The sequence below is a fragment of the Acinetobacter schindleri CIP 107287 genome (assembly GCF_000368625.1).
GTDB lineage: Bacteria > Pseudomonadota > Gammaproteobacteria > Pseudomonadales > Moraxellaceae > Acinetobacter > Acinetobacter schindleri.
Map to the genome: position 1 here is coordinate 325575 of NZ_KB849576.1, position 15982 is coordinate 341556.

Here is a 15982-nt window from a genome sequence, read left to right on the forward strand (position 1 = left end):
TCTTTTGTTAGCGCTAAGATTTAAGCTTTATTGTGATAAAACTTATAATAGCTGGCATAGCAAAGTCCAATAAACACCAGACAGCCAAAGAAGCTGATTCGCATTGTTGGATCAAATACCATACTGATACAGGTGATCAGACAGAACAGGAAGCCCAGAATCGGCACAATCGGGAACAACGGTGCAGCGAAAGCAAGATCTTTAGCTGTCTTCCCTTGTTTGTACCATTCACGGCGGAAGTTGAACATACTCAGACAGATACTCATCCAGACCACCACCATGGTAAAGGCTGCAATACCTAACAGGTTGGTGAAAATGGTTTCTGGCGCAAACTGTTCAGACAACAGACCTGGCATACCACCAATCATAGTCACGATTACCGCAATGTAAGGAATACCGCGAGCATTCACTCTTGAGAACATGGCTGGTAATTGTTTGCTATAAGACAATGACCACATCATACGGGAGGCAGCAAATAAACCTGAGTTTGCTGCAGACAACAGCGCAGTGATAATTACAAAGCGAATAACGTCTTCAGCATATGGAATACCAATGTGCTGGAATACGGTCACGAATGGGCTACTACTTACACCTTCCGCCGCAAGACCTGCTTCTTGATGTGGTAATAGACATGTCACCACGACAATCGTACCTACAAAGAAAATCAATAGGCGGAAAATTGCGGTATTGATGGCTTTCGGTACGTTTTTGGCAGGATCTTTGGTTTCACCAGCGGCCACACCAATCAGTTCTGTACCTGAGAAGGCAAAGTTGACAATCAGCATTGTTGTGAAGATGGGGAACAGGCCTTCAGGGAACCAACCCTGAGCTGTCAGATTGCTAAACAGCGGGGCAGTTTCCTGACCTGCATAACCCAATACACCAAATATGGCCAATAATCCCAGCAGGATAAAGGCAATAACAGTGACAACTTTAATGAGGGCCAGCCAGAATTCGGATTCTGCAAACCAGCGGGTCGAAATCATATTCAGTGTAAACACAAGCGCACCAAAGACCAGTGTCCACATCCACATGGAGCTGTCCGGGAACCATTCCTGCATCAATAAAGCTGCAGCGGTAAATTCGGTTCCCAGTGTCACTGACCAGGTCAGCCAGTATAACCAGGTAATGGTATAACCTGTGCCCGGTCCAATATAACGTTTGGCATAAGCACCAAATGAACCAGATTCAGGCATATGTACGGCAAGTTCACCCAGACATAGCATAACCATGTAAGCGATGATACCGCCGAGGAGATAAGCAAGAATGGCACCTACAGGCCCCGTTTGTGCAATGACTTCACCCGACCCTAAAAATAGGCCAGTCCCGATTGCGCCACCAAGCGAAATCATGACCAGATGTCGAGTACTCATAGCGCGTTTTAAAGGCGCAGAATTGCCCTGATGCGAAGCATCATTCGGAGATGAGTGCATAGGAAATAAGAAATACTTCAAAGGAATGAAGCGAGCTATTGTAGTGAAAAACTACAAATCTGCAATCAAATAATAGTAATTTTGAATAAGTGCTGATCGTATGAGATCAATAGATGGCGTCCCTACGGGGATTCGAACCCCGGTTACCGCCGTGAAAGGGCGATGTCCTAGGCCTCTAGACGATAGGGACGTTGCGAGGTGATGGCTATGTTAAGGACTAAGCTAAGCTTTGTCAAAAGGCTTTTTGCTAAAAATGAATTAACAGATTAAACATTAAACAAGAACAAAGGATTAATGTGATTTCTGAGTTCAAACTAGCGTATCCATCAGTTTGTAGCATCAGAAATCGACATTGAGACCTCAAATTCCCGTCACTTTACAGGAGTTTAAGTCGTGTGGATTTAATGGTCAGGTGTTTGGGATTCGGCCGGTTGACTGGCTGGAACCGTTTGTTCCGCAGGTGCTTCGGTTTTATCTTCACGGTTGACGATATATAGATACAGCATGGAAGGCGCTAAAATCACTAAAACCAGTAAGATCTTTTTTAACATGGCACAAATGCAAGAGATGAAATTGCAGTAATTATAGCCTAAGCTAATTCAAAAGAGCACCTGAATGCTCTTGTCCATGAGTTAGAATTTAAAAGTGACATCTGCGATAAATTGGCGGCCAATTTCAGAGTACAGTTTGCTTCCACTCACATATAAATTATTGCGGTTAGTTATATTATTGACCGTTAAGCCAAAAATCGCTGAATAATCTTTTGAAACTTTCCAATCATAGGTGGTGCGCACATCCCATGTAAAACGAGGTTTTACATCTTGTAGCGTATAAGTATCGATTTTAACGCCATCATGCACCACTTTGTCAGCAGAGCTCGCTTCTAACACTTGCTCATAGGTGTCTTTATAGCTAAAGAAGTTGGAAATTTTTAAAGGAAGAGAATCAAAGCCAATATTCCACATGACACGTGCAGTAATCGGTTGGTTATAGTTTGATGCAGGGCGGTCACCATAAGGCATGATTTTGCCATCATAGGAAATCAGCTCCTGAAGGTCTTCTTCGGTAAAGTTTTCCGTATAATCTGGTGCGCTACGGTACACATCCGAGTAATTGACTGCTAAGCCTAAATCATGTTGAGTGCCTTTAAATTTAAATGGCTCAATCGTATTAAGTTCTAGCGTTACGGTATCATTTTCGCCATAACCGCTGTTATTAAACTCATAAGAATAAGTAAAATAGTCGTTTGGAATATCAGTTCTATTACGGGTGATTTCATCATCATACTGACGATTCACCCATTTTAAGCTGAGATTGGTGTTTTTAAATTGGCTATTAAACCCAAGGACAAATTCATCTGCAAATGGGGTTTTAAGATCCTTGCGGCGTGTATCATTGGCTGAAACTTTTACTTCTTCAACCCATTCAGAATTTTGATCAGCACGGCTGAGGTCAAAATCTAATGAGGTCAGATGTTGACGCAAGTCCGTCATATACGTTGGGGCATTATAGTAGCGGTTCCAACCTGAAGTCAGGGTTAATAATTTATTGGAAAAAGGCTGATAACTAATGCTGCTACGTGGTGCAAAGTTAAGATTATTATTTGATTCATCATAATCAGCACGCACACCTAAACGGGCATTGAGGTTGTTCCAGCGAATATTATCTTCTAGATACAAGGCTGCTTGATGATATTGACCAGCAAAGCTGCCTGCTTTGTATACATTACCCTTTTTAAAGTATTGGCCATCAAAGACCGTAGGGACTTTATTGTTCAGGAATACAGCTGTGGTATTTTCATCGCAGAGGGGATCATTGATTTGACATTGTTGACCTTTAAGATCAAACAAGTTTTGGGTTTTCCCTGATGTTACGCCATAGAAAGTTGAAAAATCTTTGGTACGTTCCCATTGCACATCATCATAATGATAGGCAAAACCGGCGCTGATTTGATGGTCGGTGTCTGCAAATTTAAAGTTATTAAATAGCGCATTTAACCCATAACTCACAGAAGATTGTTTTAAATCAATATCTGCAGAGGTTGCACCTTCCCATACTTTTTCAGTATTTGCCCAGTCTTTGCTCCCTGCTGCATACATCCAGTTCACACCGCGATCAGATGATGATTCACGTGCATTGTCAATTTGCTGGTAATTGAGCTGGTGTATTAATTGTCCCCAATCTTGTTTTTTTTGCATCTCTGCGAAAATTAAAGCTGATTGATTATTGGTGCTGCTGTGAGAGTTACGACGTTTGTCTGCGTAAGTATTGTCTTCCAAATCACCTAAAGCGAAACCGAATTTCATACTGGTGTCTGCATTTGGATCGACATACAAGGTTCCGCCGACATTGGTGTTACGTTTTTCTTGATCAATTTGTTTTGGTGCAGGTAAGCCACTTTCAACAGGAATTATTGATTTACGTTGTGAAGCATAGAGATCGAAGCCATAGACCTCTGAAAGCTTAGCAAAAATATTGGCACTAACACCTTGGCGAACATACTCTTTTTGGTTTGACTGCGTTGATGCACCTTCAAAGAGTCCTTTGTCTGCAGCAGTTTTTAAGTGGTAGCGGTTCCAGTCACTTTCTGTATAGTCATAAGTGATGCTACCATGGACTTTGCCAACTTCAGATTTAGGTGCACAGGTTTCTGCCTGAACCACACCACCGGTGAAGCCACCGTGTTTTGCACTAATGTTGCTGTCTAATACTTCTAAATTACACAATAAATCGGTGTTGATTGCCACACCTTGTGAACCGCCAGACACTGCACCGTAATTGCTATTTCCTGAACCAGCGGGGTCGAGGTTATTGCTGTTGCTGACGCCATTGACCACAAATTTATTATTAAATGATTGTGCACCATGAATCGAAATTTCAGCCGGTTTTAAATCAGCTTGTGAGCTGGCTGCCATATGTTCATTGCTAAACTGCACATTCGGATTTACTTTTAAAAAGTCAGTGATATTTTTAGAGCTATTCGGCGTCTTTTCTAAGTCTTCTTTTGAATAAATGGCTTTTCCAACTTCATTTTCTTGCTGAGCTTCAATAATAATCGTGTTGAACTTAACCGTAGCTTCATTAAGGATGGATTCTTGATAATTTGATTCTTCTGCGAAGCTAGAGGTTGATAATGTGGTTAGAACTGCAATAGAAAGTGTTGAATAAGCAAAACGCATGAGAAGGGTTGAATCTGTAAAAGATAATGAAAGTGATTATCATTAACTTTGGTATAATAATCAATAATAATGAGAATTATTTGCATTAATGGGTTTTTTGGGTGTGCAGAATTTAATCGACTTAAATAGCTGAATAATAAAAAATAAAAAGACAGAGGAAAATAGATGGCGTCCCTACGGGGATTCGAACCCCGGTTACCGCCGTGAAAGGGCGATGTCCTAGGCCTCTAGACGATAGGGACGTTTAGAAGATGGCGGTATCTTATTGATCCGCCACCAAAGTGTCAAGCAGGTGTGGGGTGAGTTTGTTTAAAATATAGCAAAACAGTTCAGCTGTCTTCTGCGTGTCGTATAACGCAGAATGGGCTTCTTTGCCATCAAACTCGATACCGGCCTGAATACAGGATTTTGCCAGTACGGTTTGACCAAACATCACCGCACTCAAAGTCACTGTGTCGAAGACAGAAAAACTATGAAATGGGTTCTGGTTTTTGGTTCCTGTACGGGCAATTGCCGCCTGTACAAAGCCTAAATCGAAATGCGCGTTATGACCGACCAGAACGGCATGGGTACAGTTTTGCTGGCGGCGTACTTCATTGACAGATTTAAAAATGCGTTTAAGCGCAGTTTTCTCATCTTCGGCCATTGCAATACGCATCGGATTAGAGGGATCGATCCCAATAAAGTCCAGCGAACGGCGGTCAAGGTTTGCCCCTTCAAATGGATTGATATGTGCATGGTGAGCAGGGCCCGGCACAAATTCACCTTTCTCATTAAAAATAATAGGAATGGCAGCGATTTCCAGCAAGGCATCAGTTTGTGCATTAAAGCCCGCTGTCTCTACATCGACAACAACAGGCAGGAATCCACGGAAACGTTGACCAATGACTGGGAGAGTTTCATTTGTCACACTTTTCTCCATTGAATGGTTTTACCCGCATATAACGGAATAATCTGTTCACCATCCAAATAGTCCAGACTCTCAGGAATCACTTGATCTTGTTTTACCAGGGTAATGGTATTGGTATTACGAGGAAGACCATAGAAGTCAGCACCAAAGTGGCTCGCAAAACCTTCCAGACGGTCAATTTTGCCGACCTGATCAAATGCCTGAGCATAAAGTTCAATTGCAGTGGGCGCACTATAACATCCTGCGCAACCACATGCATTTTCTTTGGCATTTTTTGAGTGCGGCGCACTATCTGTGCCCAAGAAGAATTTAGGATTACCGCTGGTCGCGACTTCCAGCAGAGTTTGCTGATGCGTCTGGCGTTTTAAAATCGGCAGGCAGTAGAAATGCGGCTTGATGCCACCCACTAGCATGTCATTACGGTTGAACAGTAAATGTTGTGGCGTGATCGTTGCCGCCACATTACGGTCCTGTTCCAGGACAAAGTTTGCCGCTTCACTGGTGGTAATATGTTCAAGTACCAGCTTCAGTTTCGGGAACTGCTTTAATAATGGAGAAAGTACTTCGTCCAGGAAACGTTTTTCACGATCAAAAATGTCGACATGGTTATGCGTGACTTCACCATGTAGCAGTAAAGGTACCTGATGTTCTTCAAGCTGCTCAATTACTGCATACACTTTAGAAATATCGCTTACACCGCTATCCGAGTTTGTAGTCGCACCAGCAGGATAAAGCTTGATGGCATTCACATACTCAGATTCTTTGATTTTTTTAACTTCGGCAGGTGAAGTATTGTTGGTGAAGTACAACACCATGCGTGGATCAAAGTTGCAGCCTTCCGGCACATGCGCCATGATGCGTTCACGATAGCTGTTTGCCTCTTCCACGGTTTTTACTGGTGGAACCAGGTTTGGCATACAGATTGCGCGGGAAAATTGTTGAGCTAGATCAGGAACAGTACGTTTAAGTGCTAGACCATCACGTAGGTGAGCGTGCCAGTCATCTGGCTGGAGAATCGTAATCGTATTCAAGGCGAATTCAATCAGAGAAATAATATGAATGATAATGCATCTATACTGAAAATGGTAATGTGAAATACTGACAAAAGATGCATTAACTATGAATTAATTTAAAAAAGTATGTTATTTTAAAAACACTAAAAAAATTACATACATGCTTGCCATGGAATATAAGTATAATTTAGCAAAACTGCAGGATCAAAAGGAAAAAGTCGAAGAGCTTATTGCTGGGCAGAAATTGAGCCGAGTTTTTCCTCAACCGCTTGAAGATGAATTCTGGACCAAAAATCTGGAACGTGCCCGTAAGCACGCCGATCAGTATGTCTGGGCAGGACTATTAATCTATTTTGTCGGCATGCTTATCCTTATTCCTACCGATTACTGGATCATCGATAAACAATATTTTGTACATGATTTTGTATTGTCTTTAATAGGTATTATTAATGGCGGAATTAGTTTATTTGTTTTCTATTTATTCTCCAGTTTAGAACGCTTAAAACCTTTTTTTCAGCCTGCTTCACTGGTCTTGATATTCTGGGCACTGGTTTCAATTTCATGTCTGACTATGTCCATTCAGACCGCAGCTTTACAGCATCAATCCATGGCAATTGTCACCATTATTTATGTGTTGGGTTATATCCTTACTGGTGTCAAGCCGATTCAGATGATGATCACTGGTGTATTGGCAGCTGGAACTACGATTATCTGCCTGACCCTGGTTGGGGCTAACTTTAATCCTTTGGTATTTGGCCGAATTCTGTTGGGAAGTTGCCTGCTCGGTTTTGTTATTAGTCATATGATTTTTGCACGTGAACGGATGATTTTTCTTTATTCCATGCGGGCGCGGATCAGTGAGCAGATTCACCGGATTCACAATACCGAACTGTTACATCTGAGCCAGCATGATGAGCTGACCAAAATCTCGAATCGCCGTACCTTTGATGAAATGCTGGAAATTTACTTTTCTACCGCTCAGCGTCAGGAAAGCTCTTTGGCTATTTTATTTATCGATGTAGATTTCTTTAAGAACTATAACGATTTTTATGGGCACCAGAAGGGTGATGATGTGATTTCGACCATCGCCAAAACTATCAAGAATGCGATCCGGCATATGGACTTTGTTGCGCGTTATGGAGGTGAGGAGTTTGTGGTGCTGCTTCCAGAAACTGATGCACATGGGGCTTATGCAGTATCTACCAATATCTTTAAAGCGATTGAACGGCTGGAAATACCACATGAAAAATCTTTGGTATCCAAGCAGATTACGGTAAGTCTAGGCATTACGGTTTATCGTGGCGAGCAAGCTATGACCAAAGATGGATTACTCGGTATTGCAGATCAGGCACTGTATCGTGCCAAGCAACTAGGGCGCAATCAGATTTATTATCAAAGCATTGCTTCGGTAAATTCAAAACCGCTGCATATCAGTTGAATTTTTCCTGAATTACAGACAATAAAAACCGCGCAATTTGCGCGGTTTTTTTGACACAACTAAAACTTAGTTTTTGTCTTTTAATTGTGGAACAGCTGAACCGGTACCCACTGCAAGTAAACCCGCACCTGTGTAGATACCCAGTTTTGCTCGCGTATCCGTAATGTCCAGGTTACGCATAGTTAACTGACCGATACGATCCATTGGTGAGAACATTGAATCACCTTTTTCCATCGTTAAGCGTTCAGCTTCGTATGTCAGGTTTTCAGATTCAGTGTTCATAATCGTGTAGTCATTACCACGACGTAGTTCTAAAGTCACAGTACCTGTGATGGCTTTAGCAACCCAACGCTGAGCCGTTTCACGAAGCATAAGCGCTTGAGAATCGAACCAACGACCTTGGTAAAGTAAACGACCTAAACGTAAACCATTGATACGGTATTGTTCAATCGTGTCTTCGTTATGAATACCCGTCACCAGACGTTCATAAGCAATGTGAAGCAGCGCCATACCTGGAGCTTCATAAATACCACGAGATTTCGCTTCAATGATGCGGTTTTCGATCTGATCCGACATACCTAGACCATGACGGCCACCGATACGGTTCGCTTCAAGAATGAACTCAACCGGATCTTCGATACGTTGACCATTGATTGCAACTGGGAAGCCTTCTTCAAAAGTGATCGACACTTCTTCAGGTTTGATTTCAACTTCTTCTTTCCAGAACGCAACACCCATGATTGGGTCAACGATTTTGATGCCTGCATTCAGGTATTCAAGATCTTTGGCTTCGTGAGTTGCACCCAACATGTTTGAGTCAGTTGAATAAGCTTTCTCTTTTGACATTTTGTAGTCAAAGCCGTTGTCGATCAGGAACTGAGACATTTCAGCACGGCCACCAAGCTCGTCAATAAACGTCTGGTCTAACCAAGGCTTATAGATTTTAAGATTCGGGTTAGTCAACAAACCATAACGGTAGAAACGCTCGATGTCGTTACCTTTATAGGTTGAGCCGTCGCCCCAGATGTTGACGTCATCTTCTTTCATTGCGGTAACAAGCATTGTCCCTGTTACTGCACGGCCTAGTGGCGTTGTGTTGAAGTAAGGAACACCACCAGTTGAGATGTGGAACGCGCCACATTGAATTGCAGCAATACCTTCTAATGCAAGCTGTAGACGGCAGTCGATTAAACGTGCTTTTACTGCGCCATATGCTTCAGCTTTCTTTGGAATCGCATCGTAATCATCTTCATCAGGCTGACCCAGGTTTGCAGTATATGCATAAGGTTCTGCGCCTTTTTGTTTCATCCACAACAGGGCTGCTGAAGTATCTAGACCACCAGAAAAGGCAATACCAACTTTTTTGCCTACAGGTACATTCTGTAAGATAGTTGCATTATCAGACATTGTTAATCCTAACGATAGAATAATATAGGCACCACTTATATTGGTGGCCAAGGAGAATTTTGAATGCAGATATTGTAACACCTTTCAAATGGCAAGTTTTCGCAAAAAAAATGCAAAATCTAAAAAATAGACAAAAAAATAAACAATCTAATGCAAATAGAGCCATCACAAATGGCCTTGAATTAGCCAAATCCAGGGTTTTAAAGCGGGCTAAGACTAAAGTTCTATAGGCTTCACTTTATCTCAACCTTTGCTCCTTTCAACCTGTTAAATACCGGATGTTGCTTAGCTTTCACTCATATTGAATTCCATCTTTTAATATAAAAATTGGTCATACCAATTCTATTTTAATGATTTAAATGTTGCGGTATTTTAAATATTTTATTAAATTTGGCTACCTCAAAGACCGATATTGGTCTGTTTAATGCTAAATTGGTCATACCAATAATCTTTTGGACATGTCCTGTAATGAAATAACAAACAAGCATTTCAAGGAGTAGAGAATGCTTCAACAGTGGCAACAAATTTACGATCCAATTGGAAATATCTGGATTTCTAGCGCGATCGCCCTCATTCCAATCGTATTCTTTTTCCTTGCTCTTGCTGTTTTCAGAATGAAGGGCAGTGTAGCAGGAACGATTACTGTGGCTTTGGCATTTCTGGTGTCAATGTTCCTCTACAAAATGCCAGTCACTATGGCATTGGCTTCCATGGTCTATGGGTTCTTCTACGGCTTATGGCCGATTGCCTGGATTATTATTGGGGCAGTATTCCTTTACAAGATTTCAGTGAAGACCGGTCAATTTGACATTATTCGCTCATCGATCCTGTCATTAACCGAAGACCAGCGCTTACAAATGTTATTGGTCGGCTTCGCTTTTGGTACTTTCCTGGAAGGTGCTGCAGGCTTTGGCGCACCGGTTGCGATTACTGCTGCGTTATTAGTAGGTCTTGGATTTAAACCACTGTATGCCGCGGGTTTATGTCTGATTGTGAACACTGCACCTGTGGCTTTTGGTGCGATGGGAATTCCGATTATTGTCGCTGGTCAGGTATCAGGCGTAGACACCATGGAAATCAGCCAGATGGTAGGACGTCAGTTGCCAATCATGGTACCCATTGTACTGGTGTGGATTATGGCAATCATGGATGGCTGGCGTGGTGTGAAAGAAACCTGGCCTGCAATTTTAGTCGGTGGTGGTTCTTTTGCCCTGGCGCAGTTCCTGACTGCTAACTATGTGGGTCCTGAATTACCCGATATCACTGCAGCAATTGCATCTTTGGTGAGCTTAACGGTATTACTCAAGTTCTGGCAGCCAAAACATATTTTCCGTTTTGATAATGAACAACAGGTCGATAGCAACATTGCTTTGGCAAGCCAGCAAAAATATAGCATCGGTCAAATTATTAAAGCGTGGTCGCCATTTGCGGTACTGACTGCCATGGTAACTTTATGGAGCATCAAACCATTTAAAGATCTGTTTGCCAAAGATGGGGCTTTAAGTGATTTAGTAATTTCTATTAAAGTGCCTTTCCTGCATCAAATGATTCAAAAGTTGCCGCCGGTGGTCGCTGAAGCGAAAGACTACGACGCGATCTATAAATTTGACTGGTTGTCGGCGACGGGTACAGCGATCATGATCGCTGCAATCATCACCATCATTTACCTGAAAATGAAACCGAAAGACGCAGTAGCGACCTTTGCTGAAACAGTAAATGAGCTGAAAACACCGATTTACTCAATTGGTATGGTATTGGCGTTTGCTTTCATTGCCAATTACTCAGGCTTATCGGCAACCTTGGCATTAGCCCTGGCACATACAGGACAAGCATTTACGTTCTTCTCGCCATTCCTGGGCTGGGTCGGTGTATTCCTGACAGGGTCTGATACTTCAGCAAACGCATTGTTCTCGGCTTTACAGGCAACTACGGCCCAGCAGATCGGTGTACCTGAAGTATTACTGGTGGCTGCGAATACCAGCGGTGGTGTAACCGGTAAAATGATTTCACCACAGTCGATTGCAATTGCCTGTGCCGCAGTGGGTCTCGTCGGTAAAGAATCGGATTTATTCCGCTTTACCGTAAAACACAGTATCACCTTCACGGTGATGATCGGTATCATTATCACCTTACAAGCTTATGTGTTCCCATGGATGATTCCATAACACCATACTGAGGGCGGTGCAATGAAAGTCTCTGATAAAGTCGTACAAAGTCTGCGTAGTCTGATTGAAAAAAATCATATGCAGGTCGGGGACCGTTTGCCCGCAGAACGTAAATTATGTGAGCAGTTAGGCGTGTCGCGCTCTTCGTTGCGAGAAGCGCTGCAACATCTGGTCAGCCAGGGCATGCTGGTGAGCCGTGTTGGTGCCGGTACTTATTTACAGGAACTGCCGAATCACTGGTCACAGCATCATATTGTGCAGCCTTTAAGTGACCTGATGGATGTCGATCCTGAATACCGTTTTGATGTTCAGGAGTCTCGTCTGATTCTGGAAGGCGGTACAGCCTGGTATGCCGCACAGCGCGCCACACCCGATGATATAAAAAAAATCAGACAGTGTTACGACCAGATTGCACACTATCAGCTGTTGGGTGATGACGATGAGGCAGCTCGCGCGGATGCCCGTTTTCATCTTGCCATTGCCGAAGCATCGCATAATGTGGTGCTGATCCAGTTGATGCGCAGTCTGTTCGACCTGCTGCAATTTAATGTGGTACTCGGACGACGCAAAGTCTATTCCGAAGCCCACCGTTTTGATCAGTTGCAGGACCAGCACTTTAAGGTGATGGCCGCAATTGAGCGTCAAGATCCAGAAGCTGCACGTCAGGCAGTTTGTGGACACATTGAGTTTGTCATTCAGCAAGTACGCACGATTGATGAGGATGAAGCCCGTCAGCAGCGTATGAGCCGATTAAACAGGATCTAAATTATGATTATCTCTTCTGCAAATGATTACCGTGAAGCCGCACGACGTCGTCTTCCACCATTCCTGTTTCATTATATTGATGGTGGGGCTTATGCAGAATACACGCTGAAACGCAATGTAGAAGATTTATCAAAAGTAGCGCTGCGTCAACGTGTCTTGAATGACATGTCAGCACTAAATCTGGAAACTAAATTATTTGATGAAACCCTTTCGATGCCGGTGGCCTTGTCACCTGTAGGCTTGACCGGTATGTATGCACGCCGTGGGGAAGTGCAGGCAGCAGTTGCGGCAGACCAAAAAGGGATTCCATTCACTTTGTCGACGGTATCTGTGTGTCCAATTGAAGAAGTGGCACCAGCGATCCAGCGCCCAATGTGGTTCCAGCTGTATGTCCTGCGTGACCGTGGCTTTATGAAAAATGCCTTGGAACGTGCCAAGGCAGCTGGCTGTTCAACGCTGGTCTTTACCGTAGATATGCCAGTGCCGGGTGCACGTTACCGTGATGCGCATTCCGGCATGAGTGGACCAAATGCAGCGATACGCCGTTATATGCAATCTTGCATGCATCCGCACTGGGCCTGGAATGTCGGCTTAATGGGTCGTCCACACGACTTGGGCAATATCTCGAAATACCTCGGTAAACCGACAGGCCTGGAAGATTATATCGGCTGGTTGGGTGCCAATTTTGATCCGTCTATTTCCTGGAAAGATCTGGAATGGATCCGTGACTATTGGGATGGTCCGATGGTGATCAAAGGGATTCTGGATCCTGAAGATGCTAAAGATGCTGTACGTTTCGGTGCGGATGGCATTGTAGTATCCAACCATGGTGGTCGTCAGTTAGATGGTGTGTTATCTACCACACGTGCCTTGCCACCAATTGCTGATGCGGTAAAAGGTGAACTGAAAATCCTGGTCGACTCTGGTATCCGTAATGGTCTGGATGTGGTGCGTATGCTGGCAATGGGTGCGGACACCTGTATGCTCGGTCGGGCCTTCGTTTATGCATTGGGTGCTGCAGGCGGGGCTGGTGTCAGTAACCTTCTTGATCTGATCGACAAGGAAATGCGTGTTGCCATGACCTTAACAGGTGCCAAGACCATTGCTGACATTACACAGGATTGTCTGGTAAGGCTCGATCGCGAAATTTCACAATAAAACCAATCAGGATGACCACTCTAAATCGTGGTCATCCTAGAGCAATTCGGAACAACAGAATTACTGCTATTTCATCTATTCAAGATTAAAAATCCAAAACATGCTTATGGCTAATTTTATAAAAAGATAGCTATAAAAATGAAACGGGGCTCTACTATGCAAAACTCATTTGACCCTACTGCGACCTTAAACAATCTGGTCGCTGTGGTCGGCCAGCGACATGTGTTGACGGACGATCACGATACTCGTCTGTATCGGCAGGGCCGGCGTTATGGTTCAGGTGAGGTGTTTGCGGTCGTCACTCCGGGTTCATTACTGGAACAATGGCAAGTATTGCAAATTGCTGTTGCAGCAGACTGTATCGTGATTATGCAGGCAGCCAATACCGGTTTAACTGGTGGTTCAACGCCGTTTGGTGAATATGACCGTCCAGTGATTGTGATGAGTACTCGCCGTCTGACAGGTATTCAGGTGATCCAGGAGGGCAAACAGGTTGTCTGTTTGCCGGGTGCAACACTTGATGCACTGGAAAAGCAGCTGGCACCATTTAACCGTGAACCGCATTCGGTGATTGGTTCATCCTGTATCGGTGCTTCGGTGCTGGGTGGCGTATGCAATAACTCCGGTGGAGCCTTGGTTCGCCGTGGGCCGGCCTATACTGAACTGGCATTGTATGCGCATGTCAATGAACATGGCGAACTGGAGCTAGTGAATCATCTCGGTATCCATCTGGGTCATAGTCCGGAAGAGATTCTGAAAAATCTGGAGCAGAAACAATATAACGAGCAGGATATCCAGCAGCAGGAACATCGCTGTGCTTCCGATCATCGTTATAGTCAGGATGTGCGTCAGGTCGATGCTGATACTCCAGCACGCTTCAATGCCGATCCAAGCCGTCTGTTTGAAGCCTCTGGTTCTGCTGGTAAAGTTTGCGTATTTGCCGTACGTCTGGATACTTTTGAAAAGATTCCAAGCCAGGTGTTTTATGTCGGTACTAATACTCAGGATGACCTGACGGAAATCCGTCGTTTTCTGCTCAAAGATCTACCGCGTCTACCGATTGCTGGAGAATATATTCACCGTGTGGCTTATGACATCGGTGCGGAATATGGCAAAGACACTTTTATGTTCATTGAAAAATTTGGTACTGTCAAAGTGCCTGCCGCATTTGCCATGAAAGACAAGGTTGATGGAATATTGCAGAAACTGGGGCTACGTGGCTTAAGCGACAAAATTCTGCAAATGATCAGTAAAATGCTGCCATCACATTTGCCAAAACGCATGAACGAGTACCGTGATCTGTATGAGCATCATCTGATTCTCAGAATTGAAAATCAGGATATGGCACAGGTACAGGCATTCTTTGAAGGCTACTTTAAGACCCATCCTAACGGGAACTATTTTCTCTGCACCGAAGACGAAGGACGTAAGGCATTTCTGCACCGTTTTGCCGTAGCAGGTGCAGCAATTCGTTACCGTGATACCCATTTAAGTGAAGTGGAAGATATTGTGGCGCTGGATATTGCGCTGCGTAGGAATGACCGCCAATGGGTAGAAACCCTGCCACAGGAGATGGAAGAGCAGATCTTACATAAACTTTATTATGGTCACTTCCTGTGCCATGTATTTCATCAGGATTACATTGTAAAAAAAGGGGTTAATCCGCTGAAGATGGAACATGCCATGTGGAAGCTGCTGGATGATCGTGGTGCGGAATATCCAGCTGAACATAATGTAGGGCATCTCTACATTGCCAAACCGGCGTTAAAAAACCATTACCAGAAGCTGGACCCGACCAATAGTTTTAATGTTGGTATTGGGCATAGCTCAAAGCTGAAATACTGGAAATAAGCAGAAAAACTGAGAATAACAACAATAACATTATGATCTGGCCTATCTCATGCAGTGCTCGCACTGCATTTTTTTATCTATAAAACATTGGAAAAATACAGGTTGTACGAATGTTGCAATAGATCGAAAAATTGCTGATTTAAATCCAGTCTTGGGTTTTAATATGCCAGGTAGAGATCATGATCTGGTCCTGATACGATAAAACCAACAATAACAAGTTTTTAGGAGTCTCTTATGAATTCAAGTATCACCCCGCCACAGCTACCACGACTGCATGAGCGTAATCAGACTTTGTCTGTATTGCATGGCATTTATGCCGGCCTGTTGATCTTTAGTGGCGCAGTTTTTCTTTATCTTGAATCTCAGCAAAGAACCGCTTCAACCATCAGTCTGGGACTTGTCATTTTATTAATGCTGGTATTGATCTATTTCAATATTCAGGCAGCTCTGAAAGTTAAGAAAGGTCAGGGCGAGGGACGTACACTTTCCCGAGTTATGGCGGTGCTGATGCTGTTGAGTTTTCCTGTAGGAACAGTACTGGGGGCAATTGCACTATGGAAAAGCTCGGCGAAACAGTGGGAGGCCTGAGTTGACCTGAGAAAGCAATAATTTTGTGAAAATGCCATAAACAAAAATAAAAAACACGCTAGAGTAATATGCAAC

General features: G+C 43.5%; 13 protein-coding genes and 2 tRNA genes. 7 read left to right on the plus strand and 8 right to left on the minus strand.

The annotated features are described in order from the left end of the window. Positions 1-20: 20 nt before the first annotated feature. The 7 genes from F955_RS09085 to pyrC form a co-directional block, all read right to left on the minus strand. Positions 21-1433: an amino acid permease gene (locus F955_RS09085; RefSeq protein ID WP_004893680.1), complete on the minus strand. Its 1413-nt coding sequence runs from the start codon at positions 1431-1433 to the stop codon at positions 21-23. A 114-nt stretch (positions 1434-1547) separates the two neighbouring features. Further along, positions 1548-1623, minus strand: a tRNA-Glu gene (locus F955_RS09090). A 211-nt stretch (positions 1624-1834) separates the two neighbouring features. Further along, positions 1835-1984, minus strand: coding sequence for a hypothetical protein (locus F955_RS16715; protein ID WP_004893681.1), 150 nt, complete (start codon positions 1982-1984; stop codon positions 1835-1837). Between the two features lie 81 nt (positions 1985-2065). Continuing rightward, positions 2066-4612, minus strand: a complete 2547-nt coding sequence (locus tag F955_RS09095) for a TonB-dependent receptor plug domain-containing protein (protein WP_004893683.1) — start codon at positions 4610-4612, stop codon at positions 2066-2068. A gap of 166 nt (positions 4613-4778) precedes the next feature. After that, a tRNA-Glu gene (locus F955_RS09100) sits at positions 4779-4854 on the minus strand. Between the two features lie 20 nt (positions 4855-4874). Continuing rightward, complete coding sequence (rnt, locus tag F955_RS09105; protein ID WP_008303612.1) at positions 4875-5534, minus strand: ribonuclease T; 660 nt, start codon at positions 5532-5534, stop codon at positions 4875-4877. After that, positions 5519-6553, minus strand: coding sequence for a dihydroorotase (gene pyrC / locus F955_RS09110; RefSeq protein ID WP_004893685.1), 1035 nt, complete (start codon positions 6551-6553; stop codon positions 5519-5521). Before pyrC ends, rnt begins: the two co-directional genes overlap by 16 nt. Positions 6554-6704: 151 nt before the next feature. Here pyrC and F955_RS09115 point away from each other — a divergent pair, with 151 nt between their 5' ends. After that, the gene (locus F955_RS09115; RefSeq protein ID WP_026056722.1) at positions 6705-7973 is read left to right on the plus strand and encodes a GGDEF domain-containing protein; all 1269 of its coding nucleotides are present in this window, start codon (positions 6705-6707) and stop codon (positions 7971-7973) included. A 66-nt stretch (positions 7974-8039) separates the two neighbouring features. Here the strand turns inward: F955_RS09115 and argG are convergent, their stop codons facing one another. Beyond that, complete coding sequence (argG, locus tag F955_RS09120) at positions 8040-9380, minus strand: argininosuccinate synthase (RefSeq protein WP_004893689.1); 1341 nt, start codon at positions 9378-9380, stop codon at positions 8040-8042. A gap of 59 nt (positions 9381-9439) precedes the next feature. On the opposite strand from argG, the gene F955_RS16600 reads away from it, so the two are divergent. From F955_RS16600 to F955_RS09145, 6 genes are all read left to right on the plus strand, one after another. Continuing rightward, complete coding sequence (locus F955_RS16600; RefSeq protein ID WP_017401397.1) at positions 9440-9610, plus strand: hypothetical protein; 171 nt, start codon at positions 9440-9442, stop codon at positions 9608-9610. Between the two features lie 273 nt (positions 9611-9883). Then, positions 9884-11545, plus strand: a complete 1662-nt coding sequence (gene lldP / locus F955_RS09125; protein ID WP_004893691.1) for an L-lactate permease — start codon at positions 9884-9886, stop codon at positions 11543-11545. A 21-nt stretch (positions 11546-11566) separates the two neighbouring features. Further along, entirely contained in the window at positions 11567-12310 is a 744-nt protein-coding gene (lldR, locus tag F955_RS09130) for a transcriptional regulator LldR (RefSeq protein WP_004893693.1), read from the plus strand. 3 nt (positions 12311-12313) lie between these two features. Beyond that, a complete protein-coding gene (gene lldD / locus F955_RS09135) occupies positions 12314-13468 on the plus strand; it encodes an FMN-dependent L-lactate dehydrogenase LldD (RefSeq protein ID WP_004893695.1) in 1155 nt (384 codons plus the stop codon). 156 nt (positions 13469-13624) lie between these two features. Continuing rightward, positions 13625-15319, plus strand: a complete 1695-nt coding sequence (gene dld / locus F955_RS09140) for a D-lactate dehydrogenase (protein ID WP_004893697.1) — start codon at positions 13625-13627, stop codon at positions 15317-15319. Between the two features lie 234 nt (positions 15320-15553). Beyond that, a complete protein-coding gene (locus F955_RS09145) occupies positions 15554-15907 on the plus strand; it encodes a hypothetical protein (RefSeq protein WP_004893699.1) in 354 nt (117 codons plus the stop codon). The last annotated feature ends 75 nt before the right edge of the window (positions 15908-15982 follow it).